The sequence below is a fragment of the Boseongicola aestuarii genome, from assembly GCF_900184815.1.
In the GTDB taxonomy this organism is placed as follows: Bacteria; Pseudomonadota; Alphaproteobacteria; order Rhodobacterales; family Rhodobacteraceae; genus Boseongicola; species Boseongicola aestuarii.
The window spans coordinates 187230-207450 of sequence record NZ_FXXQ01000003.1; the positions used below are offsets into that span (position 1 = coordinate 187230).

General features: G+C 59.8%; 19 protein-coding genes. 7 read left to right on the forward strand and 12 right to left on the reverse strand.

Annotation, left to right across the window (positions count from 1 at the left end):
• Positions 1-169 precede the first annotated feature (169 nt).
• A complete protein-coding gene (locus BOA8489_RS06640) occupies positions 170-2668 on the forward strand; it encodes a GcvT family protein (RefSeq protein WP_093973222.1) in 2499 nt (832 codons plus the stop codon).
• Positions 2669-2757: 89 nt separating this feature from the next.
• On the opposite strand, the gene BOA8489_RS06645 is transcribed toward BOA8489_RS06640, so the two are convergent.
• Together BOA8489_RS06645 and mutY are read right to left on the reverse strand one after the other, a co-directional pair.
• Complete coding sequence (locus tag BOA8489_RS06645) at positions 2758-3891, reverse strand: alkane 1-monooxygenase (RefSeq protein WP_093973223.1); 1134 nt, start codon at positions 3889-3891, stop codon at positions 2758-2760.
• Between the two features lie 49 nt (positions 3892-3940).
• Entirely contained in the window at positions 3941-5002 is a 1062-nt protein-coding gene (mutY, locus tag BOA8489_RS06650; RefSeq protein ID WP_093973224.1) for an A/G-specific adenine glycosylase, read from the reverse strand.
• Between the two features lie 86 nt (positions 5003-5088).
• On the opposite strand from mutY, the gene BOA8489_RS06655 reads away from it, so the two are divergent.
• From BOA8489_RS06655 to BOA8489_RS06665, 3 genes are read left to right on the forward strand one after another with little or no spacing between them, the layout of a single operon-like run.
• Positions 5089-5586 carry a DUF721 domain-containing protein gene (locus BOA8489_RS06655; RefSeq protein WP_093973352.1) on the forward strand — a complete coding sequence of 166 codons (498 nt, stop codon included), beginning with the start codon at positions 5089-5091 and terminating at the stop codon, positions 5584-5586.
• A 13-nt stretch (positions 5587-5599) separates the two neighbouring features.
• Complete coding sequence (locus tag BOA8489_RS06660; RefSeq protein WP_093973225.1) at positions 5600-6241, forward strand: DsbA family protein; 642 nt, start codon at positions 5600-5602, stop codon at positions 6239-6241.
• Positions 6241-7377, forward strand: a complete 1137-nt coding sequence (locus tag BOA8489_RS06665; RefSeq protein ID WP_093973226.1) for a CaiB/BaiF CoA transferase family protein — start codon at positions 6241-6243, stop codon at positions 7375-7377. Before BOA8489_RS06660 ends, BOA8489_RS06665 begins: the two co-directional genes overlap by 1 nt.
• Here the strand turns inward: BOA8489_RS06665 and lpxK are convergent.
• The 7 genes from lpxK to BOA8489_RS06700 form a co-directional block, all read right to left on the reverse strand.
• Positions 7355-8344 carry a tetraacyldisaccharide 4'-kinase gene (lpxK, locus tag BOA8489_RS06670; RefSeq protein ID WP_093973227.1) on the reverse strand — a complete coding sequence of 330 codons (990 nt, stop codon included), beginning with the start codon at positions 8342-8344 and terminating at the stop codon, positions 7355-7357. The genes BOA8489_RS06665 and lpxK overlap by 23 nt on opposite strands.
• Complete coding sequence (locus tag BOA8489_RS06675; protein WP_093973228.1) at positions 8344-9579, reverse strand: 3-deoxy-D-manno-octulosonic acid transferase; 1236 nt, start codon at positions 9577-9579, stop codon at positions 8344-8346. The genes lpxK and BOA8489_RS06675 overlap by 1 nt, the downstream gene beginning before the upstream one ends.
• Positions 9580-9608: 29 nt before the next feature.
• The gene (locus BOA8489_RS06680; RefSeq protein ID WP_093973229.1) at positions 9609-9854 is read right to left on the reverse strand and encodes a DUF4170 domain-containing protein; all 246 of its coding nucleotides are present in this window, start codon (positions 9852-9854) and stop codon (positions 9609-9611) included.
• Between the two features lie 250 nt (positions 9855-10104).
• Positions 10105-11922, reverse strand: coding sequence for a DCC1-like thiol-disulfide oxidoreductase family protein (locus tag BOA8489_RS06685; protein ID WP_093973230.1), 1818 nt, complete (start codon positions 11920-11922; stop codon positions 10105-10107).
• 120 nt (positions 11923-12042) lie between these two features.
• A complete protein-coding gene (locus BOA8489_RS06690) occupies positions 12043-12813 on the reverse strand; it encodes a 3'(2'),5'-bisphosphate nucleotidase CysQ (RefSeq protein WP_093973231.1) in 771 nt (256 codons plus the stop codon).
• On the reverse strand, positions 12800-14143 hold the full coding sequence (locus BOA8489_RS06695) for a TldD/PmbA family protein (protein ID WP_093973232.1): 1344 nt from the start codon (positions 14141-14143) through the stop codon (positions 12800-12802). The genes BOA8489_RS06690 and BOA8489_RS06695 overlap by 14 nt, the downstream gene beginning before the upstream one ends.
• Positions 14144-14271: 128 nt before the next feature.
• Positions 14272-15771 (reverse strand): DUF2125 domain-containing protein, encoded by a 1500-nt coding sequence (locus BOA8489_RS06700; protein WP_093973233.1) that lies wholly within the window; start codon positions 15769-15771, stop codon positions 14272-14274.
• Positions 15772-15915: 144 nt separating this feature from the next.
• On the opposite strand from BOA8489_RS06700, the gene BOA8489_RS06705 reads away from it, so the two are divergent.
• Both BOA8489_RS06705 and BOA8489_RS06710 read left to right on the forward strand, forming a co-directional pair.
• The gene (locus BOA8489_RS06705) at positions 15916-16668 is read left to right on the forward strand and encodes an SDR family oxidoreductase (protein WP_093973234.1); all 753 of its coding nucleotides are present in this window, start codon (positions 15916-15918) and stop codon (positions 16666-16668) included.
• A complete protein-coding gene (locus BOA8489_RS06710; protein WP_093973235.1) occupies positions 16665-17276 on the forward strand; it encodes an enoyl-CoA hydratase/isomerase family protein in 612 nt (203 codons plus the stop codon). The genes BOA8489_RS06705 and BOA8489_RS06710 overlap by 4 nt, the downstream gene beginning before the upstream one ends.
• On the opposite strand, the gene BOA8489_RS06715 is transcribed toward BOA8489_RS06710, so the two are convergent.
• A complete protein-coding gene (locus BOA8489_RS06715; protein ID WP_093973236.1) occupies positions 17273-17569 on the reverse strand; it encodes an HNH endonuclease family protein in 297 nt (98 codons plus the stop codon). The two genes, BOA8489_RS06710 and BOA8489_RS06715, sit on opposite strands and share 4 nt — an antisense overlap.
• On the opposite strand from BOA8489_RS06715, the gene BOA8489_RS06720 reads away from it, so the two are divergent.
• On the forward strand, positions 17568-18830 hold the full coding sequence (locus tag BOA8489_RS06720; RefSeq protein ID WP_093973237.1) for a TIGR03862 family flavoprotein: 1263 nt from the start codon (positions 17568-17570) through the stop codon (positions 18828-18830). The genes BOA8489_RS06715 and BOA8489_RS06720 overlap by 2 nt on opposite strands.
• Here BOA8489_RS06720 and BOA8489_RS06725 read toward each other — a convergent pair.
• Both BOA8489_RS06725 and BOA8489_RS06730 read right to left on the reverse strand, forming a co-directional pair.
• Entirely contained in the window at positions 18827-19744 is a 918-nt protein-coding gene (locus BOA8489_RS06725; protein ID WP_093973238.1) for a glutathione S-transferase family protein, read from the reverse strand. The genes BOA8489_RS06720 and BOA8489_RS06725 overlap by 4 nt on opposite strands.
• 75 nt (positions 19745-19819) lie before the next feature.
• The gene (locus tag BOA8489_RS06730) at positions 19820-20221 is read right to left on the reverse strand and encodes a DUF6841 family protein (RefSeq protein WP_093973239.1); all 402 of its coding nucleotides are present in this window, start codon (positions 20219-20221) and stop codon (positions 19820-19822) included.

The window sequence follows — 20221 nt, forward strand, 5'->3', positions numbered from 1 at the left end:
GCTGCCCCTCGGCGCTGCGCGCCTCACCCCGTGGTATTTTAGAAAGGGTGAAGCAGGAGGGGTTTGGGTTTCTGCTCTTGTCGGTTTTATGCGATGCCATGTCGGATGGACCTGACGTTGCTTCTGCGAATAGGCTTAACTCCGTGCAAACGCAGGGAGGATTCGCCCCATGAAGACCCAGGTAAAAGCTCTCGTTGTTGGCGGCGGTGCTGTTGGAACGTCGATCGCGTACCATCTGGCCAAGGCCGGCTGGGATGATGTTATGCTTCTGGAGCGGGACGAGTTGACGTCCGGCTCGACCTGGCATGCTGCGGGGCTCTTACCACTTTTCAACATGTCGTATGCAACGACGCATATCCATAAGTATTCAGTCGATTTCTATAAGCAGCTTGAGGCGGAGACCGGGCTGAACGCCGGCTTCTCCGTCGTCGGCAACTTGCGCATGGCGCAGACCAAAGATCGCATGGATGAGTATATGCTGTACGCGTCCACGGCTGAAACCTGTGACGTGCCTTATGAATGGATGACTCCGAGTGAGATCAAAGCGCGCTGGCCGCTGATCCGGACCGAGGATCTGGAAGGCGCGATTTACCATCCGACGGATGGCTATATCAATCCGGCCGATGTCACGATGGCGATGGCAAAGGGCGCGCGTCAGCGTGGCGTTTCGATTGAGCGTAAGTGGCAGGTAGACGGCTACAGTTGGACGGGCGACCACTGGGATGTGACCTGTACGAAGATGGCCGAGAAGGGGGGCAATCTGGTCCCGACGGACGAGCAGATCGTCATACATGCCGAGCATGTCGTCACCGCAACGGGCAACCACGCACAACGCACCGCGAGCCTGTTGGGCGTCAAGATCCCGGCGATCCCGGTTGAGCATCAGTTCATCGTCATGGATCAGGATCCGGCGCTTGTGGAATGGCGCAAGACCAATCCCGAGCACCCCGTGATCCGGGATGCCGATGCACAGTCTTATGTGCGTGAAGAGCGTGGTGGCTGGATTCTGGGTGTCTATGAGAAGGGCGCGCCTGCGCGATTTGAGCATGGTGTGCCCGACAGCTTCCGGGCAGATCTGTTCCAGCTTGATCTGGAGCGGATTGAAGAACAATACGCCGCGATGATCCACCGTATCCCAAGCTGTGAAGATTGCGGTTTGAAAGATGATTTCAACGGGCCGATTTGTTACACCCCTGATGGCAATCCGCTTGTCGGGCCCGCGCCGGGGCGGCGCAACATGTGGCTGGCCGAGGGCTTTAGTTTTGGCATCACCGCTGCGGGCGGAACCGGCCACTACCTTGCGCAGATGATGGTCGAGGGGGAAGCCGAGATTGACATGGCCAGTCTTGATCCCAAGCGCTATGCCGCATGGATGACGACTGACTATGCGGCGCGCAAGAATGAGGAATGCTACTCGCACGTTTATGTCATTCATCACCCGGACGAAGAACGCGAAGCCTGCCGTCCGCTGAAGACTGCGCCTTCCTATGACCGCATGAAAGCGCGGGGCGCGCAGTTTGGGCAAGTGAACGGTTGGGAGCGCCCGAACTACTTCGGTCCGCTTGATGCGCCCGCTTCGTTTGATCACGACGCACGGTCGTTCCGCCGGGGCGGCTGGTGGCAATTCGCCAAAGACGAAGCGACAGCCGTGCGGGAAGGCGTCGGCATGATCGACGCAACAGCATTCACCAAACACAAGCTGCGGGGCCCCGGAGCGACTGCTTTTCTCGACTGGTTCACCTGTAACAAGCTGCCGAGGGTCGGGCGCATCAATCTGACCTATGCGCTGACCAGTCACGGAACGACGCGCACGGAATACACGATCGTGCGGTTGGCCGAAGACACCTACTACCTTGTCAGCGCGGGGGCATGGCAGGCCTATGACAGTGACTACCTTGCTCAAGCTATCAACGACACTGTCGATCGTTTTGGTCCGATGTGGCTGGATGACTGCACCGGGCAATACGGGGTGTTCGCGCTCGCAGGCCCGAAATCCCGCGATGTTCTGAAAACGCTAGTCCGCGACGCCGATCCCGAAACAGCACTGTCCAACAAGCGCTTTCCGTGGCTCAGCGCAAAGCGCATCGAGCTTGGGATGTGCCCGACAAATGCGATCCGCGTGGCCTATACAGGTGAGTTGGGGTGGGAGCTGCATCATCCTATGGAGATGCAGAACTACCTGTTCGATCAGCTGATGAAAGCTGGCGAACCACAGAGGCTCAAACTTGTTGGCGCGCGTGCTCAGAACTGGCTGCGACAGGAAAAATCTTACCGCGCTTTTGGCACCGAACTTGGGCGGGACGCCACACCGCTTGAAGCCGGATTGAATCGCTTCGTCGATCTGGACAAGAATTTCCATGGCAAGGATGCAATGGTTGAGTCTGGCATCCGATCCTCCTGTGTCACTCTGTTGATCGATGGCCCGAGCGACGCCGATCCTTGGGGTCGCGAAGCGCTGTACCATGGCGATAATCGCGTTGGTCGTCTGACTTCTGGTGGCTATTCTGTTGCCTTCGGCAAGTCGATCGGTATGGGATACGTCTCGCCCGATCACGCGACGGCGGGCACAAAGCTCATGGTCAAGATGCAGGACAAGCTTTGGCCTGCGATTGTCACCGAAGACAGCCCCTATGATCCAAAGAACGAAACTATCCGCAAAGACGGCTAGGGCATTCACCCTTTATTAAATACCACGGGGGACGAACGCAGTGAGGGGGGCAGAGCCCCCACCGGGGCGACGTGCATAGCACGGTGCAACTACCGCGGGGACGGTTTTTTTCCTTTATCATAGGCGGTCCAGTCCGTGATGTCGGGGTAAAACCTTTGCCGCCACGCCTTGACGAGGGGGTTCATGCGCCGCATCCAGAGCGGGGGGACAAGCGCCATTGTGGTCATGATGGCATATCCATAGGGCAAATGGGGCGCGGCATTTTCGTTTGGCGTTTGCAGCAAGGGATAGGGTCGCGTTGGGCTTGCGTGGTGATCCGAATGCCGTGTCACATTGATGAGCAAAGCCGACGTCGTTGCATGTGCGGAATTCCAGCTGTGGTGGAGTTTTTGTGGTTCGTACCGTCCGTCGCCCAGATACCGCCGGGTTAGTCCGTAGTGCTCGATATAGTTCACAAGTTCGAGCTGGAAGATGGCAAAACCTGCGGATGTCATGAACAAGGCCAGTCCGGCGATCCCGCCAATCGCGAATGCAAGGCTCAGACAGGACAGCGCCAGACCTACATAACGCCAGAAGGGGTTCGATAGGTGCCAGTACGGACGGCCTTTGCGCGCCAGTAACGCCCGCTCCGCAAGAAAGGACGAGACAAGGCTCTGATACAGAACCCGCGGGTAAAAGCGCCAGAAATGTTCGCGAAACCGTGCGGTGACGGGGTCGCGAGGCGTTCCGACGTATTTGTGGTGGACCAGCAGATGTTCTGAACGGTAATGGCCGTAGAGTACCATTCCCAAAAGCAGATCTCCGAGAAACCGCTCGAAACGCGATGGTTTGTGGATCAATTCGTGCGCATAGACCAATCCAATTGTGCCGTTCATCAGACCTACGCCCAGAAAGAGGCAGACCTTTTCAAGTGATGAAAGGTGGTCTGAAAACGTCGCATAGGCCAGCAGCGAAAATGTTGTGAAGACCTGCACAAACGGCCAGATCAAGGTGATGAGACGATGCCAGAACAGGGCGTCTTTCGGGGTGGCGACATTGGGATTTCGCAGATCAAGACCAAGCAGTTGATCCAGCACCGAAAACGCAACCCAAGCGTAAAGCGGCAAGAGCGCAAGCGTCCATCCGCCTGCCACCGCACCGGTCCACGCGATTGGGACCAGCGTCAGCGACACCCAGAACGGCAATGCCGCGGGGACGTTATGAGGTGCATGTGACTGGGTCATGGGTCCGTTCGAAATCTGCGCGTTCAGTATATGTACGAAGCTGTCAGGCTCAATCCATAGCCATTGCGCTGGATGCCAGATCAAAGGCCTTGCGCATTACCGTTGGCAAATCAGAGGGTCGAAAATCAGACGGCATCACGAAATGTCCGCGATCCTGCGGGTTTTCCCTTGGCAGGACCGCGACGCGAATTTCTAGGATCAGGTGGAAATGCGTAAAGGTGTGGCGCACTTCGCCGCCTGGATCTTGCCAGTCTGCAGGGCACGGGGGTGTTTCGGCCTGCGCTTCGACAGTCCATTCGGTGCCGGGCCATCCAAGCATACCGCCCAGAAGCCCTTTGGACGGGCGGGTTTCCAGAAGCCATGCGCCGTCTTCCCGTCGCCCCAGATACACAATGCCAAAGCGGGTCGGCTTGGCTTTTTTCGGTGTCTTGCGCGGAAGGCTGGCCGCGATACCGCTGGACCTTGCCTGACACGCATTAATCCAGGGGCAAATGCCGCATGCTGGGTTGCGGGGTGTGCAGATCGTTGCGCCGAGATCCATGACCGCTTGCGCGTAGTCCCCGGGCCGTTCGGAGGGTGTCAGCTTCGCAGCAAGGTCGGTCAGAACCGGCTTTGCGGCGGGAAGCGGCGTCTGGACTGCAAAGAGGCGGCTCATGACCCGCTCGACGTTACCGTCCACGACAGTTTCAGGCCGGTCAAAGGCAATCGAAGCAATGGCCGAGGCCGTGTAGGGGCCGATCCCCGGAAGTTTGAGAAGTTCCGCGTGAGTTGTGGGGAAAGCACCGTCATGTTCGTTGGCTACGGCGCGGGCGCATTTCAGCAGATTACGGGCTCGGGCGTAGTATCCGAGCCCGGCCCATTCCCCCATGACGGCCGCGTCGTCAGCCTTGGCAAGATCGACGACGGTGGGCCAAAGCTCGATGAATCGCAGGAAATAGCCCCGGACGGCAGCCACTGTTGTTTGCTGAAGCATAACCTCGGATAGCCAGACACGGTAGGGATCAGGGAGATGTCCCGCTTTACGGTCGGCTGGTGCGGTCCGCCACGGCATCGCGCGCGCGTTTTGGTCATACCAGTCAAGCAGATCGCCGCTTTTCGGGGTTTCACACAATGTTTATGTCCTCGTCATCGGCTTTGGAGTGGCACAGGGCGGGCTTGCTGCTTTAAGATGCGTGCATCGCCATGGAAGGCAAGGCAATGAAAGACTTTCGCCGCAAGCGCGGCTTCGAGCGTGCATCCAGTCTTGTCGCAGGCCGTATCCGCACTGCCAGCGAAACCCGCGGCTTTGCAGTTTCGCGGCTTTTGACCCATTGGGACGACATTGTCGGCGCGGACCTTTGCGGCATGGCGCGACCGATCGATATCGCCTACGGAAAAAGCTTTGGAGCGACTTTGACATTGCTTGTCAAAGGCGCAGAGGCGCCAATGGTTGAGATGCAAAAGGAAGCGATTCGAGAGCGGGTAAATGCGTGCTATGGTTATGCGGCGATCCAGAAGGTCCGGCTTACGCAAACCGCTCCGCGTGGCTTTGCCGAAGAGCAAACAGCTTTCAGCAGCGCCCCCCAGAAGCCAGAGGTCTCTGCTGATGCGCGCGAGCGGGCCGCCCAAACAGTTGAAATCGTGGGCGATACGTCGCTGCGCGATGCCCTTGAACGCCTCGGGGCAAATGTCATATCTCACTCAGAACAGAAATAAAGGTATTCATGTTATGAACCGTTTCACGTCGGCCTTTACGGCCACCGCCCTTGCGATGCTCGCGGCACTCTTCCTTTCCGCTCAGTCGGTTTCGGCGCAAGACGCCTCTGCGGTCGATACCTCGGATGTCCCGGAAATGACCCTTGGCAACCCGGATGCAGAAGTCACAGTGATTGAATACGCATCGTTCACCTGTCCACACTGTGCGTCGTTTCATGCCGGGGCGTTCAAGGATTTGAAGAAGGAATTCATTGACACCGGAAAGATCAAGTTCGTCTACCGCGAGGTGTTCTTCGACCGGCAGGGGCTCTGGGCGGCAATCGTTGCCCGCTGTGGTGAAGGCGCCGAGAACCGGTATTTCGGCATCGCCGATATGATCTATGAGAATCAGCGCGTTTGGGCGCGGCAGGAAGATCCGGCGGCTATCGTGGACAGCCTGCGTCGCTTTGGAAAAACCGCCGGACTGACTGATGCACAGCTTGATCAGTGCTTAACGGACGCAGAGGGCGCACAGAAGCTTTATGCGCGCTATTTGCAGCAGGCCGAAGAAGATGGAGTGACATCTACGCCGACGTTTATAATCGACGGTAACCGTCATTCCAACATGGCCTACGCTGACATGGCCGACCTGATCAACGCAGCACTCGGTGAGTAGTGGCGCCGCTTTCCGGCCTCAAGGTTGTTGAACTTGCCCGCGTTCTGGCTGGCCCCTGGGCTGGTCAGACGCTGGCGGACCTTGGTGCTGAAGTCATAAAGGTCGAGAGTCCCGAGGGTGATGATACGCGCGCGTGGGGCCCGCCTTTTGTCGACCACGATGGCGAGAAGTCTGCAGCCTATTTTCACTCCTGCAATCGCGGGAAGTCATCGGTAACGGCTGATTTCAGAACCGAGGAAGGTCGCTCGCTTGTCCTGAAGCTTGTCAGGGATGCGGATGTCCTGATCGAGAACTTCAAAGTCGGCGGTCTTGAGAAATATGGTTTGGATTACGAGAGCCTGAAGGCAGTGAACCCGCGGCTGGTCTACTGCTCGATCACCGGTTTTGGGCAGGACGGGCCTTATGCACATCGTGCAGGCTATGATTATATCATTCAGGGCATGTCAGGACTGATGTCGTTTACCGGCGCACCGGAAGGTCAGCCGATGAAAGCGGGAGTCGCCATCACCGATCTTTTCACCGGCCTTTATGCGGTGATCGGTGTTCAGGCGGCTTTGGTGCAACGTGAGAAGACAGGCAAGGGTCAGCACGTCGATCTTGCCCTGTTGGATTCAGCCGTGGCAATCACCTCGAACCAGGCGATGAATTACCTCACGACCGGCGTGGCTCCCAAGCGGCTTGGCAATACCCATCCGAATTTAATGCCGTATCAGGTTTTTGACTGTTCTGACGGGTGGATCATCGTGGCCGTGGGGAACGACGGGCAGTTCCATAGATTTTGCAGCGTTTTGAAGGCCGAAGGCCTTGCGGATGCGCCGGAGTATTGCACCAACGCCAATCGCGTCGCGAACCGCGAGGCTTTGACCGGAATCCTGACATCAATGACAAAGGGCTGGACCAAGGCCGATTTGCTCGTCGCCTGCGAGCAAGCGAACGTTCCGGCGGGGCCGATCAATGATATGGCCGAGGTCTTTCAGGACCCTCAGGTGATTGCACGAGGTATGAAGGTCAGTCACGAAGGCGTGCCGGGCGTGCGGACGCCCATTGTCTTTTCGGACGCTGAGCTTGCACCGGTCCGCGCTGCACCGAAGTTGAACGGTGGTGTTGCAGAGTTCACCTCCGGGGAAGATGATTAAGTGCGTCGTTAAGCTGCGTATCGTCATCAAATTCCAGCCGCACAGGTAATGTCAGGACCCTTTGGCGAAAGCTGGGCGGCAGCCTTACAGCGTCTTTTTCCGTGGTGACCAGTTGTGCGGAAAGCGCGCGTGCTTCGATTTCCAGACGCTTCATCAGTGGTTCGGTCAGGGGTTGGTGGTCTGTCAGGGCTTCTGCACGCAGAAGCTCGGCACCGAGACCGCGAAGGGTCGCGAAGAATTTTTCCGGATACCCGATGCCTGCAAAGGCCATCACGCGCTGGCCCTTCCAGTTGATCCCGGTTTCCAAGGTCTTGAGGTGTGCCGTAATGTGCAGGACGCTCACCTGTTCGCCCCAGGTCTTGATAAAGTGCGCTTGTGCGCGTGCGTCACCAATGCTGAGCAGCAGGTCGGCGCGTTTGAGTCCCTGTTCCACGGTTTCACGCAGTGGGCCTGCGGGAAGTACGCGACCGTTTCCAAATCCAAGTGCTGCATCGACGACGACGATGCTGAGAGATTTCGCAACGGATGGATTTTGGAAGCCATCGTCCAGAAGGATGATATCGGCGCCATCCTGCTGGGCCGCACTCACGCCCTCGGCCCGGTTTCGCGCGATCCAGGTCGGAGCGAAAGCTGCAATCAGCAGGGGTTCGTCGCCGACGTCGGCGGCTTTGTGTCTTCGCTCGTTCACACGCGTGGGGCCTGTTTCGTTTCCGCCGTGTCCACGCGAAACGACGTGGACGTTCAGGGGACGCAGGCGTTCGATGAGCGCAATGACGGTGGGTGTTTTGCCTGTACCGCCCGCATTGATATTGCCGACACAGACGACCGGGCAACTGGGCGCGATGTCGGGTGTCCGGCGTATGCGGCGTGCCGTGGCGGCGCCATAGAGCGCGCTTAGGGGCGCGAGAAGGTGGGCTTGCCATCCCGGCGCATCAGGTGGGTTCTGCCAGAAGCCTGGTGCACGCATCAGCGTGTCTCCTCGCCGTCGAGGACACGGCTTATCATCGTCACGAGAGCTTCGATCGCAGGCGCGCCTTCAGATGTCGTGGCCCATGCCGCATGGGCGAGGAGTGCGGCCTGATCGGGGGACAACAGCTGAAATACGGCATCGCCGAGATCGTCCGGGGAGGTGATCGGCTTGCTGGCATTTGCTGCGCGCAGGCGGCGCATCCGCGCGACTGCACCGTTGATTTCCGGACCGTGTATGATCGAGGATCCCATCGCTGCGGGGCCGTAGGGGTCAGAAATTTCTATGCCGGGATCAAATGATCCGCCAAGATATGTGATTGGCGATGCGCGATACCAAAGCCCCATCCCTTCATCGGTGTCGACGATGTAGACCTGAACGTTCTCGTCTGGTTGCCCACCGGCCGAGCGCAGTGCGGTCCTCCAGCCGTGGGTTTCAAGTGATCCGGCGATGGCCAGTCCTTCCGCAGGATCGCGGGGGACTATGATCAGAAGCAAGCGGTGGGCCGCGCGTATGGTGCGGCGCTGCGCTGCTTCAAGAATGGGGATTTCGGCGGCGGTCACTTCGGCGGCGAGCCAGACCGGGCGGCCCCCGAGGATTTTGGACAGTCTTAGGAAATCCTGCGACTTGCATGGGGGCGGCAGGGCGGTATCGCAGAGCGGACCTGAAATTGCAGAACGCTCGGCTGGGAGACCAAGTCGGGTCAGGGCTTTCTGGTCGGTGCTGTTTGCCACCAGAACGCCGCTGAAGATCTCGGGTATTGTGAAGGACTGGGCGCCGAGGGTGTTGCCGGAAATTGCGGAGGCGCGCGTATTTGCGGCGAGAAACATCGGAATTCCAGCAGCATGGGCTTCGCTTAGTAGCGTCGGACGATCTGCAGGGCCGGCGATGACACCGACATCGGGTTGCCAGTGGTCAAGAAAGCGTTTTACCGAACCTCTGGTGTCTCCCGGTACCAATTGGTGAATTGAAGTCTTGTCGTTCGCACTGAATGGAAGTGTGTTTGCCAGCGAAGTGACCAGGCCAAACACCGGCTCATCACGCAGTGATGAAAGCTCGGCGGTAAGAGCGGAAATACAGCCGGCTTCGGAGGGGTCGTTGACGTGGAGCCATAAAAGACAGCCCTTTGGTCGCTCAACTGCGGTGTGTCCCAAACGCTCGGAATCGCGTTCGGGGGGGGTTGGGTTGTTGCGGCGGAGTGTGCGGTCGGCAAGGCGGGTGGCGCCGAGGAGCATCCGCGAGATGAGGCGGGGTCTGGGCGTTGTCAGTTGCCAAGCTCCTCGGTAGAGGAGGCCTGGGCTTCTTCGTCGCGCAAGCGGTGCAGATGGGCGATGAAATAGCGCATGTGCGCGTTGTCCACAGTGCGTTGTGCCTCGGACTTCCAAGCGTTGTAAGCTGTTGCGTAGTCAGGGAAAATTCCAACGACATGGATGTCGTCCACGTCCCGGAAGACATTGGTCGAAGGGTCGGTGAGTTCGCCGCCGAAGACGAGGTGAAGGCGTTGGGTCATTGGGGTCTCCTGTTCGGTCGGGCACAGGCTAAACGTTGGCGAACTGGGGTCAAGGGAGACTGCGAAATGCCCGGTTTTGCCACGTCGGTATGACGTCGGTGCCACGTCGGTATGACGTCGGTGCCACGTCGGTATTGCGTCGGTGCAACCGCGCGCCGGGTCAAAGCTTCGGTAAGAAACGGGCGAAGTGTGGTGCTGTCTAGCGGACGGGAGCCTCCAGCGAGGATTTTCCAGACCCAAAGAAGAGAGGTCAGGGCCGGCAGGCAATGGTCAGGATGGGGTTATACTCGATGCGTTTGGCGATGCCGGGCGGATTGGTCCATTCGACGAGGAAGGCGATGTCGACCGAGGACAGTGCTTGTTCGGGAGGGTGGTGCATGTGCCAGTCACGGCAGAGGTATTCCGCATAGAGGACGGCCAGTCTTTGTGGCACGGGGTCATAGCTTTCGTCTTCCATGATCGAGAGATACTTGCGCCAGCGTGAGGACTTGTAGGTGGCCGAGATGACCGGGGGTCTGGCTGTGCTGGGTGGGGCGAGGCGACGGTTATAGGGATCGACCACGGTGCCGTCGGCAAGTGTGCCGCGCATGACCGGGATCGGGCTGGTGATTTCGGGGTGGGGAGCGAACATCGTCCAGAACTGGTAAAGGCCGAGGCTTTGGCGGACAGCGAAGAAGGTGTCGGGCATCCGCAGGACCGGACCGGGCAGGGTGGTGATGTTTTGCAGTGTGACGAATGCGATTGCGGCGGCGGCAAGTGCGTTGGTGGTGTACCCCGCCCTTGGGCAAACTGGACGCATCGGCAGCAGCCATTCCGTCAATTGAGCGATGCGGGGTCGGTTTCGCGCGACCCAGTCATACGTGGCGTCTCCGACTTTGGTCATTGGTTTCCATCCCATCAGGGGTGCGATAGGGCGGAACAGGGGAGAGCTTTTGGCAAGCCGCTGGAAGGCGCTCCATTTCAGGTAGTCGTCGGCGCCATCGGTGATGACCCAACTATTGGATGCTTCAAGAAGCGCGCCGATACGTCGATTGCTCTGGGCCGGTTTGATGCGGGTGCCGTCGAGCAACAGGAAAGTTGCGATGATGCGGCTGATCTTGAGGCAGAAGGTACAGTCTCGGTCATACCATATCTGGAGTTTGGCGCTATCTTTTGGTGTCAGCTTTCGCGCGAGTGCGTCCCACATCCAGCCCGGCATGAAGGTCAGATTCATGATGATCGAGATGAGGGGAAAGAGACCGATCTCGAGGCAGAGCCAGAAGCCGATGTGCATCGTGATAAAGCAGGCCATGAGCATGGCGCGCAGCGTGCGGTGGAAGATCGGCGAAAATATGAGAAGCGGGCCGACCAGTTCGAGCGTCCAGACGTAGTAGGTCAGTCCTTGCAGCAGGTCTTCAAACTGGCGGAACCAGATGGCGAATGGTGTGGCGAAGTAGTTGAGGTGCAGAGCGTAGTAGACGGCTGTGCCATTGGGCATCCACATCGGATCGGATTTAAGCAGGGCGCTGAAGAAATACATCGACATCCCCTGAATGAGGAGCGCGAAGGTGGCGACGGACAGGTAGGTGTTGGGGATTTTGTCGGTGGTGGAGTTCAGGGCGGCGTCGATTGAGAAGCGCGCGCCGAGGGGCAGAAACATTGCCCAGAACAGGAGCAGAAGTGCAAGGTTGTCTTCGCCAGACAGGATCATCGTGTTGCGGTTTTGAAGCGACAGGAGCAGGGCCCAGCTGATGATCGTGACCGTGCGCGCGTGCCAGCCGAGGATCAGGAGCAGAGCAAACAGGGCTGCGATGGCAAACAGAAACGCCGTGAAGGCGGGGCTGCTGGTGAGAAGGTGAAGCGAGGCGGCGCTGGGTGACAAATAGGTGGCGGCGTTGTCGCGCGGCATGACGCCGAAATCGGTGTAGTGGGCGGTGAAGTCGCGGGCACGCGAGGCGAGGTCGACCAGCAGATAGCCGCCGAGCAGGACGCGGAATAGGGCCAGTGTGCGCAGGTCGACGCCGAAAATATCGGTCACTGTGGCGATACGTAGTCGGGCGTGGGGCGTGGTCACGCGTTGTGTTCCCATCGTTTGGTCCGTCGTTGCACCCGCTGCTTGATTACCGACGGATCGGTCTTGTCGGAAGCCGTTTTTGAGACGGGCTTCAAACTAATGGGGTGTTGTGCGGTGGGGGCCTCACCGCCTTTTTCAGGCGAGTTTGTCGATGAGGGCCGGATGCACGCGGGTGCCCGCCGCCACAACTCCTGCGGATTGGCGGCTTGGGGTATTGAAAGTGAGCGGTTTGCCGCGTCGGTCAGTGGCGTGACCGCCGGCTTCGGTGACGAGAAGTGCACCTGCCGCAATGTCCCATTCCCAGCTTGGTCGAAGTGTCAGCATGCCGTCAAACCGCCCTTCGGCGACGAGGCCGAGGCGGTAGGCGAGCGAGGGGCGGAAGTGGCGTTGGAAGTCGGGTGGGCTGGATTTCCAGAAGTGGGGTTTCAGGGTCACTTTGGGGGTGAGGAGCGTTGTTTCGCGCGAGAAGGCGTATCTTGTGGCTTTGATGGGGTCGTCGTTCAGAGTGGCGCCGCCGCCTTTCGTGGCGAGGTAGAGTTTGTCGCGCACGGGCAGGTAGATGGCGGCGACGATGGGTTTGCCGTTTTCGACCACGGCCAGCGAATGGGCCCAGGTCTTTTCGCCTGCGACGAAGGCGCGGGTGCCGTCGATGGGGTCGACGACGAAGGTTCGGTGTTTTTCAAAGCGGGCGGGGTCGTCTTCGGTTTCTTCGCTGACCCAGCCGTAGTCGGCGCGCGCGGCGAGGAGCGCGGTTTTGAGGTAGGTATCGACGGCGAAGTCGGCCTCGGACACCGGGTCGTCGCCGCCTTTGTCCCAGACCTGCGGGTCGTCGCGCCAATAGTGGCGGGCGATTTCTCCAGCCTCAAGCGCGGCGGATTTCAGGAGGTCGAGATCACGCTCCAGCAATCGTGAGGCTTTCAACGAGGAGGGAGGGGACAACTCGCGAAAGATGTGTGCGGGCGTCGTTGGCAGGTATCAGGGTTGCGAGCATGTCGTGGAGATTACCGGCGATTGTGCATTCGGTGACCGGGTAGGTGATCTCGCCATTCTCGATCCAGAAGCCGCTGGCGCCGCGCGAGTAGTCACCTGTGGTCGGGTTGATCGTGGAGCCGATGAGGGATGTCACAAGAAGGCCGGTGCCCATGTCGCGGATCAGGTCGTCGCGGGATTGGGGGCCTTGGGTCATCGTGACGTTGCCGATGGAAGGGTTGGGCGGGCCGCCTGTGCCGCGGGCGGCAGAGGCGGTGCTTTTCATACCCAGTTTGCGAGCGGTGGCGAGGTCAAGGGTCCAGCCCATCAGGGTGCCGTTTTCGACAATGTTGCGGGCGTACGTGGCGAGGCCTTCGGCGTCGAAGGGTTTCGAGCCGCGGATGCGGGGGCGGTGGGGGTCTTCGGTGAGGGTGATGCCGTCGGGCAGGACCTGTTCGCCGAGGCGGTCGCGCAGCCAGGACGAGCCGCGGGCGATGGAAGACCCATTGGCGGCTTGCAGGAGGTGGCCGATCAGACCCGACGAGATGCGCTCGTCGTAAAGGACGGGGTAGGTGCCGGTGGGTGGCTTTCTGGCGCCGGCGCGTTCGAGGGTGCGCTGGGCGGCGATGTGGCCGATTTCTGCCGGGCTCATCATGTCAGCGGCGTGGGAGCGGCTGTCGCCGAAGTAGTCGCGCTCCATGTCGGTGCCTGTGCCGGTGATCGCGACGCAGGAGAGGCCGTGCGAGGTGCGCCCGTAGCCGCCCGAGAAGCCGTTGGTGGCAGCGAGGTGGATGGCGGTGTTGCTGTAGCCTGCGGTCACGGAGTCCGCTTGGGTGATGCCTTTGTGCGAAAGTGCGGCGGCTTCGGCTTCCAGTGCGGCGTTCTGGAAGTGGGCGGCGTCGGGTTCCGGGGCGTCTTCGGCGAGGTCAAGTGCGGTGATGTCCCAGGTGTGGGTGATTTCGGAGGGGTCGGCGAGGCCGATGTTTGGGTCTTCGGGCGCGAGGCGGGCCATGGCGACGGCGCGTTCGGCCATGGTGGCGATGGTGTCGGGCGAGGTGTCGGAGGCGGAGACACAGGCCTGACGTTTGCCGATGAGAACGCGCAGACCGATGTCGGTGCCTTCTGCGCGTTCGGCTTGTTCGAGGGCGCCGTTCAAGACGTTGATGGTGACCGAGGTGCCGTGCGTTGCGATGGCGTCAGCGCTTTCTGCGCCGGCTTTTTTGGCGGCGGACAGAAGGGCGTCGGTCAGATTGGCGAGATCGGTCATGCGGCTTCCTTTGGGAGGGTTAGTGACGAGGTAGTCCGCAAGCTACTGCATCGCAAGGTCCGGTAGGGCTTAAATGCGAAAGCGGCGCCCCGTGGGACGCCGCTTTGGTGGTGGGAAATTGAAGCCGGTCAGCGGATGCGCTGTCCGTTGGCAAGAACCGAGCCGTCCTCTTTCAACTCGATAGTCGATTCCAGCGTGTCTTCGCCAGCACCCGGACGGGCAAATAGACCGAGCATCATTCGCGCGCCCATGGCTTGCTCTTCAGGGACGAGGCCCATACCGACAAGTTTGTCGAGGAGGCCGTTGCCTCCGGTGAGCATCAGATTTGCGATACCTGCCGGCACTGGCATTTCTGTCGAATTGTCAAATGTAAATGATCCGTCGCCGGTGAGTTCTGCGCCTGCAATGGTCAGTTTGAGCTCGTCCACATTTACGGATTCCAGTGTGCCTGGAACCTCGGGGGACGGGTTTTCAAGATAGTTGGGCGCCATGAAGTCTTCTGACATGACACCGGAACCAGAGCCTTTGAAGACAAAGTTGATCGGATCGCGAGGCAACGCACCACCCGCATCAATCATGGCCCATATCATGTCGTCGATTTCCATTCCAAGGATTGAGAATCCTAGAGCAAAATCCTGTGGGTCTTCGCTCGGGATGATTGGCATCGAAAGTTCAGCTGACGTCTGCGCCATAGTGAATGTGAGCGGAGGAAACGGAATGGTAGAGCCTCCGATTGTCATTGCGGCGTCGTTGGTCAGAGTGCCATACGCCAGCCCCGTTTCGCTATAGCCCCCCCAGATTTCTCCGGAGGCGGCCGTGGCAGCGAACTGGAAACTACCATCAGGTGAGTCGACGTTAATGTTGTAGGCAACTGAGCCATGTGTGCCGCTGCCTTGCTGTGTCGTGCCGCCCTGAACCATTTGGCCGAGCGACATGTCCATCTCAACCTGGCCAATGGTTCCGCTGCTAGATTGCCTTAAGTCGTTCATGCTGAGGTCGAATGCAAAATTCCCCTCTTCGCCACTCGGGTCGAAAAAGGAGAAAGCAATTCCTATTGCGTCGATAGCGCTCTCGGTTGTGTAAGATACAATGTCACCCTTGGTGACGTCCATCGAGCCCTTCAGCGCGCGCATCACGAAAGCGAGGTCGACAGGCAAGTCCTGCGGGACGTCCTCTGCCTCAATGTCAAAGTCGCTGATTTCAATTAGGGGATAGTCAAAAACGTAGCGAAGTTCGTCTGCCGACCCTGAAGCTGTGATGGAAGCACCCGGCTGATTAAGGGTCACCGTGACGGTACCTTCTTCACCGTCATCTCCTTTGAAGTTTGCCACGAGGGGCACTTCATCGGCCATTGAGATCGTGACGGAACCGTCGCCATTTTCGATGAAGTTTATTGTTCCGACGTCAAAAGAAACATCTCCTTCAGGCAAGCTAGAGCCCATGGAAAGGCCGATGATGTCTATGCCCGATCCTGTATTGCTTGTGCGATCGAACGTAGCATCCATTCCATAGCTTTCGATGGTCGATTGCCATTCTTCCCAGACTTCTGCGGCGGTCAAATCTGCAAGGGCTGGTCCCGCAGAAAGGGCAAGGACGGAGGTCAGTGTGAGGGTGCGAATGAGCGGCATAATATGGTTTCCGGTTTAAATTGGGGGTTTGGGCGGTACACTCGTGCGTCTGTCGGGGTCCGTCAAGGCAAGGGTGTTGCCCGGTTCCGGACTGGGGTAAGCGTGGCTGTTGTAACACGCAGTATGGCACAAATGAGGTCGGAGATGTCGGTTCAAGGCAAAACAGTGATGATCACAGGCGCTAGCCGCGGGATCGGCGAAGCCGCAGCGCGGGAATTCGCGCGTGCTGGTGCGAATGTGGTTCTGGTGGCGCGCGGTCAGGACGCGATTGCCGGGATCGCCGGTGAAATCGGAGCGCAGGCGTTGGCAATCCCTTGCGATGTCAGCAAGTTCTGGGAAGTCGAACGCGCGGTTCAGGCGGCTGAGGACGCTTTTGGATCGGTCGATATTCTGGTGAACAACGCTGGCATGATCGAACCCGTCGCGCATCTGGCCGCGATTGATCCGGCCGATTGGGATCGGGTGATCGACGTCAATCTGAAGGGCGTTTTCTACGGGATGCGCGCGGCTCTGCCGGGGATGATTGCGCGGGGGGGTGGCTCGATCTTGAACATCTCGTCGGGGGCGGCAACCAATGCGATTGAGGGCTGGTCGCATTATTGCGCCTCGAAGGCGGGTGTCTTGATGCTGACTCGGATGGGCGACAAGGAAAACCGTGACGCAGGTGTTAGGGTGATCGGGTTGTCGCCGGGGACGGTCGCTACCGATATGCAGCGCGAAATCAAGGCCAGTGGGGTCAATCCGGTGAGCCAGTTGGACTGGTCGGTGCATATTCCGCCAGACTGGCCGGCCAAGGCGTTGGTGTGGATGTGTGGTGCGGATGCGGACGGGTATCTGGGGCAGGACATTTCGTTGCGTGACGAAGGTATCCGGCGCGCGGTCGGGTTGATCGCATGATCGAGCGTTCGTTTGACGGCGAGGTTCTGACCTTGACGCTGAACCGACCGGACAAGGCGAATGCGTTGACAGGCGAGATGTTGGCGGCGTTGGCGGACGCGGTTGAGGGGATCGGTCCGGACGTTTGCGCGGTTGTTCTGACGGGCGCGGGCCGCGTGTTCAGTGCTGGTGCGGATTTGGAGGCGGCACGGGCCGGGCTGGCGGTTGATCCGGTGTGGGAACGATTGTCGGGCGCCATTGCTGCCTGTCCGGCCTTGACAGTGGCGGCCCTTAACGGGACGGCGGCGGGCGGAGCTTTGGGCATGGTTCTGGCGTCTGATTTGCGTGTGGCTGTGCCGGGGGCGTCGATGTTTTATCCGGTGATGAAGCTGGGGTTTCTGCCGCAGCCATCGGATCCGGCGCGGATGGTAGAGATTGCGGGCGGATCTGCAGCGCGGCGGGTGTTTCTGGCCGGTGAAAAGATCGGTGCGCATGAGGCGAAGGTTTTGGGGTTGCTCGATGCGATTGAAACGGACGTAATGGCTGCGGCCCGAGGCATGGTGGCGGATGCCTGCGCGGCGGGGCAGGCGCATGTGGCGGCGATCAAGGGTTTGATCCCTTCGGGTTAGCGTTTCTTGCGGCGCGCTCCGGGGGTTTTCGAGTGGAAGGTCGGTGGGCGTTTGGCGACCCATGCGAAGAAGGTTCTGAGCCGCGGGTGTTCGCGAAGTTTTTCGGGCGTGTCAAAGCCGCGGGCAAGTTCGGTTTCGGTGAGGGTGGCGTGGATTTCATTGTGGCAGATTTGGTGAAGAAGCACGGTGGGACCGTGTTTGCCTCCGCGCAGTTTGGGCGTGAGGTGGTGCTGGCTTTGCTTGGCGTCCGGCGGGATCGGACGGTCGCAGAGGGGGCAGATGGGATGGCTCATGTCTGAAGAAACTGGCGGAAAGTCGCGCGATGACAAGGTCGAGGCTTTGGTTGTAGGGGCCGGGCCGGCCGGTTTGGCGGCGGCGGAGGTGCTGTCGGCGGGTGGATTGTCGGTGGTCGTGGCAGATGCGATGCCCTCGGTGGGGCGCAAGTTTCTGATGGCGGGGAAGTCGGGGTTGAACCTGACGAAGGACGAAGTTGGTTCGGCGTTTCGGGCGCGGTTTGGGGATGGCTCTGGGGCTTTTGTCGGCGCGATTGAAACGTTTGGGCCGGAGGCGGTGCAGGACTGGGCGCGTGGCTTGGGTGAGGAGGTGTTTACAGGCACCACGGGCCGCGTTTTTCCACGGGCGATGAAGGCGTCGCCGCTGTTGCGCCGATGGATGGGGCGCTTGGCGGAGCAAGGCGTTGCGGTGCGCACACGCTGGCGGTGGACGGGCTGGGACGGCGCGGGTTTCTTGTTTTCGACCTCTGACGGCGAGGTGCGTGTTTCGGCGGATGTGGCGGTGATGGCGCTGGGAGGCGGAAGCTGGGCGCGACTTGGATCGGACGGGGTCTGGGCTGAGGTGTTTGAGGCGGACGGGATTGCGCGCCGGGGGTTTGAGGCGTCGAATGCGGGGCTTCGTGTTAAGTGGTCTGACCATATGGTGGGGTTTTTGGGCACGCCGGTAAAAGGGACAGCATTTCGGGCCGACGAGGTCATGTCGCGGGGCGAGTGGGTGATTTCCAAGCGCGGGATTGAGGGCGGCGGGGTCTATGAGGTGACGCGTGCGGTGCGCGAGGGCGCGGCGCTGACGTTGGATTTGGTGCCGGAGTGGCCGGTTGAGGACGTGGTGCAGAAGTTGTCGCGGCCGCGTGGAAAGATGAGTGTTTCCAATTATTTGCGGAAAAGCTTAGGGCTTTCGACAGTGCAGCGGGCGTTGTTGATGGAATGGGCGCGACCGCTGCCGGAGGGGGCTGCCTTGGCTGCTTTGATGAAGGCCGTACCAGTGCCCGTGGCGGGGTTGTTCCCGCTGGATGAGGCGATTTCGACGGCTGGTGGCGTAGCCTGGGAGGCGCTGGACGGGTTCATGCTGCGGGCGCGACCCGGCGTGTTCGTCGCGGGTGAGATGCTGGACTGGGATGCACCGACGGGCGGGTATTTGATTACCGGGTGTCTGGCAACGGGACGGGCAGCGGCGCAACAGGCTTTGGCGCATCGCGTTATTAGTGGCCCAAAAGTATCCCAAGGAGTCGCGCAGCGACGGGGCAGCGCCCCTTCTTAAAGTGACCAGTCGATTTCGGGACCGGCGGGGATGATGCCAAGCGGGTTTCGCAGTTCGGATTGCGAGTGGTAGCCGTTCTTGTAGACGTCAAAGCGCACGGTTTCGGCGATGCCGGGGCGGGCATAGAATTTGCGAGCATAGGTCCAGAGCGCCGGGTAGTCGGTGATGCGTCGAATGTTGCATTTGAAGGCGTAGTGATAGGCGACGTCAAAGCGGGCAAGTGTGGGGAAGAGGCGAATATCGGCTTCGGTCAAGGTGTCGCCTACGAGGAATTCGGTTTTCTGAAGTTGGGTTTCGATGGCGTCTAGGGTGGCGAAGACCTGCGTGACGGCGGTGTCATATGCGTCTTGGGTGCGGGCGAAACCGGCGCGGTAGACGCCGTTGTTGAGGTTCGGGTAGATGCGCTCGTTCCAGGCGTCGATCTGGGGTCTTGAGTCTTCAGGATAGAGATCGGGGCCTTGGCCGAAGAGGCCAAACATGCGGATGATATCGGCGCTTTCGTTGGACACGATCTGCCCTGTTTCGCGGTCCCAAAGGACGGGCATTGTGCAACGCCCCGTGTAGCCGGGGGATTGATACGCGTAGACCTGATGAATGGCGGAGACGCCGAGTTCCGGGTCGCTGAATTCTCCGGTTTCGTCGAAGACCCAGCCCTGGTCGGTTCGGCGGGGACGTGCGTAAGACACTGATATCGTGGAATGAAGTTTGAAAAACTCTCGCGCGATGAGGGCGCGGTGGGCCCACGGGCAATTCCAGGCGACATAGAGGTGATAGCGGCCCGCGTCGGGCGTGAAGGGGCCGTCGGGCGTGATCCAGTCGCGGATTTTGGCTTCCGCACGTTTGAATTCTCCGCCTGATGAGGTGTCAGCGGGAGGTTCGTTCACGTGGTATGTGCCATTGATCATCACGCCCATTGGTCGGCTCCCAGAACTCTTTGATTGGGAACCTAGTACGCGGATGTTGGTTTGGCGACGCGCAGGGTGTGTGCACTAACTCCCAGACCGGAATGCTGACACGACGATGACCCAAGATCTCGCCGGGCGGATCATTGTGTAGAAGTGGCGCCAACTGCGCTCAAGAGAGCCGTCAGCACGCAAGAGTTCCCAATTTGCAGTGATTAGCGCGGTGTGCGAGCCCTGCGTTGTGAGGTCCGACCCGCAGAGACGCGCGGTGGCTACACCACCTGCCAAGAAGGCCGCACGGCGCTGTTCATTGAAGGCGAGAAGGTCGGTGGCCGTCGTGATGTCCACAGGCTGGCCATCGGTCAGGATCATATGGCAGGGAATGTGGAAAAACCGGTTGAGTTCTTCGCAGCCAAATGAGCCATCTATCACGCCCTGCCAAGTGTCGCGGTAGAGTTTTGGGAAATCCTTTAACGTTGTTCCCTCCAT

Coding starts and splice junctions, on each gene's coding strand:
- BOA8489_RS06640 (WP_093973222.1), top strand. CDS start 170: ATGAAGACCCAGGTAAAAGCTCTCGTTGTTGGCGGCGGTGCTGTTGGA.
- BOA8489_RS06645 (WP_093973223.1), bottom strand. CDS start 3,891: ATGACCCAGTCACATGCACCTCATAACGTCCCCGCGGCATTGCCGTTC.
- BOA8489_RS06655 (WP_093973352.1), top strand. CDS start 5,089: ATGAAAGACTTTCGCCGCAAGCGCGGCTTCGAGCGTGCATCCAGTCTT.
- BOA8489_RS06660 (WP_093973225.1), top strand. CDS start 5,600: ATGAACCGTTTCACGTCGGCCTTTACGGCCACCGCCCTTGCGATGCTC.
- lpxK (WP_093973227.1), bottom strand. CDS start 8,344: ATGCGTGCACCAGGCTTCTGGCAGAACCCACCTGATGCGCCGGGATGG.
- BOA8489_RS06675 (WP_093973228.1), bottom strand. CDS start 9,579: ATGCTCCTCGGCGCCACCCGCCTTGCCGACCGCACACTCCGCCGCAAC.
- BOA8489_RS06680 (WP_093973229.1), bottom strand. CDS start 9,854: ATGACCCAACGCCTTCACCTCGTCTTCGGCGGCGAACTCACCGACCCT.
- BOA8489_RS06685 (WP_093973230.1), bottom strand. CDS start 11,922: ATGGGAACACAACGCGTGACCACGCCCCACGCCCGACTACGTATCGCC.
- BOA8489_RS06695 (WP_093973232.1), bottom strand. CDS start 14,143: ATGACCGATCTCGCCAATCTGACCGACGCCCTTCTGTCCGCCGCCAAA.
- BOA8489_RS06700 (WP_093973233.1), bottom strand. CDS start 15,771: ATGCCGCTCATTCGCACCCTCACACTGACCTCCGTCCTTGCCCTTTCT.
- BOA8489_RS06705 (WP_093973234.1), top strand. CDS start 15,916: ATGTCGGTTCAAGGCAAAACAGTGATGATCACAGGCGCTAGCCGCGGG.
- BOA8489_RS06710 (WP_093973235.1), top strand. CDS start 16,665: ATGATCGAGCGTTCGTTTGACGGCGAGGTTCTGACCTTGACGCTGAAC.
- BOA8489_RS06720 (WP_093973237.1), top strand. CDS start 17,568: ATGTCTGAAGAAACTGGCGGAAAGTCGCGCGATGACAAGGTCGAGGCT.
- BOA8489_RS06715 (WP_093973236.1), bottom strand. CDS start 17,569: ATGAGCCATCCCATCTGCCCCCTCTGCGACCGTCCGATCCCGCCGGAC.
- BOA8489_RS06725 (WP_093973238.1), bottom strand. CDS start 19,744: ATGGGCGTGATGATCAATGGCACATACCACGTGAACGAACCTCCCGCT.
- BOA8489_RS06730 (WP_093973239.1), bottom strand. CDS start 20,221: ATGGAGGGAACAACGTTAAAGGATTTCCCAAAACTCTACCGCGACACT.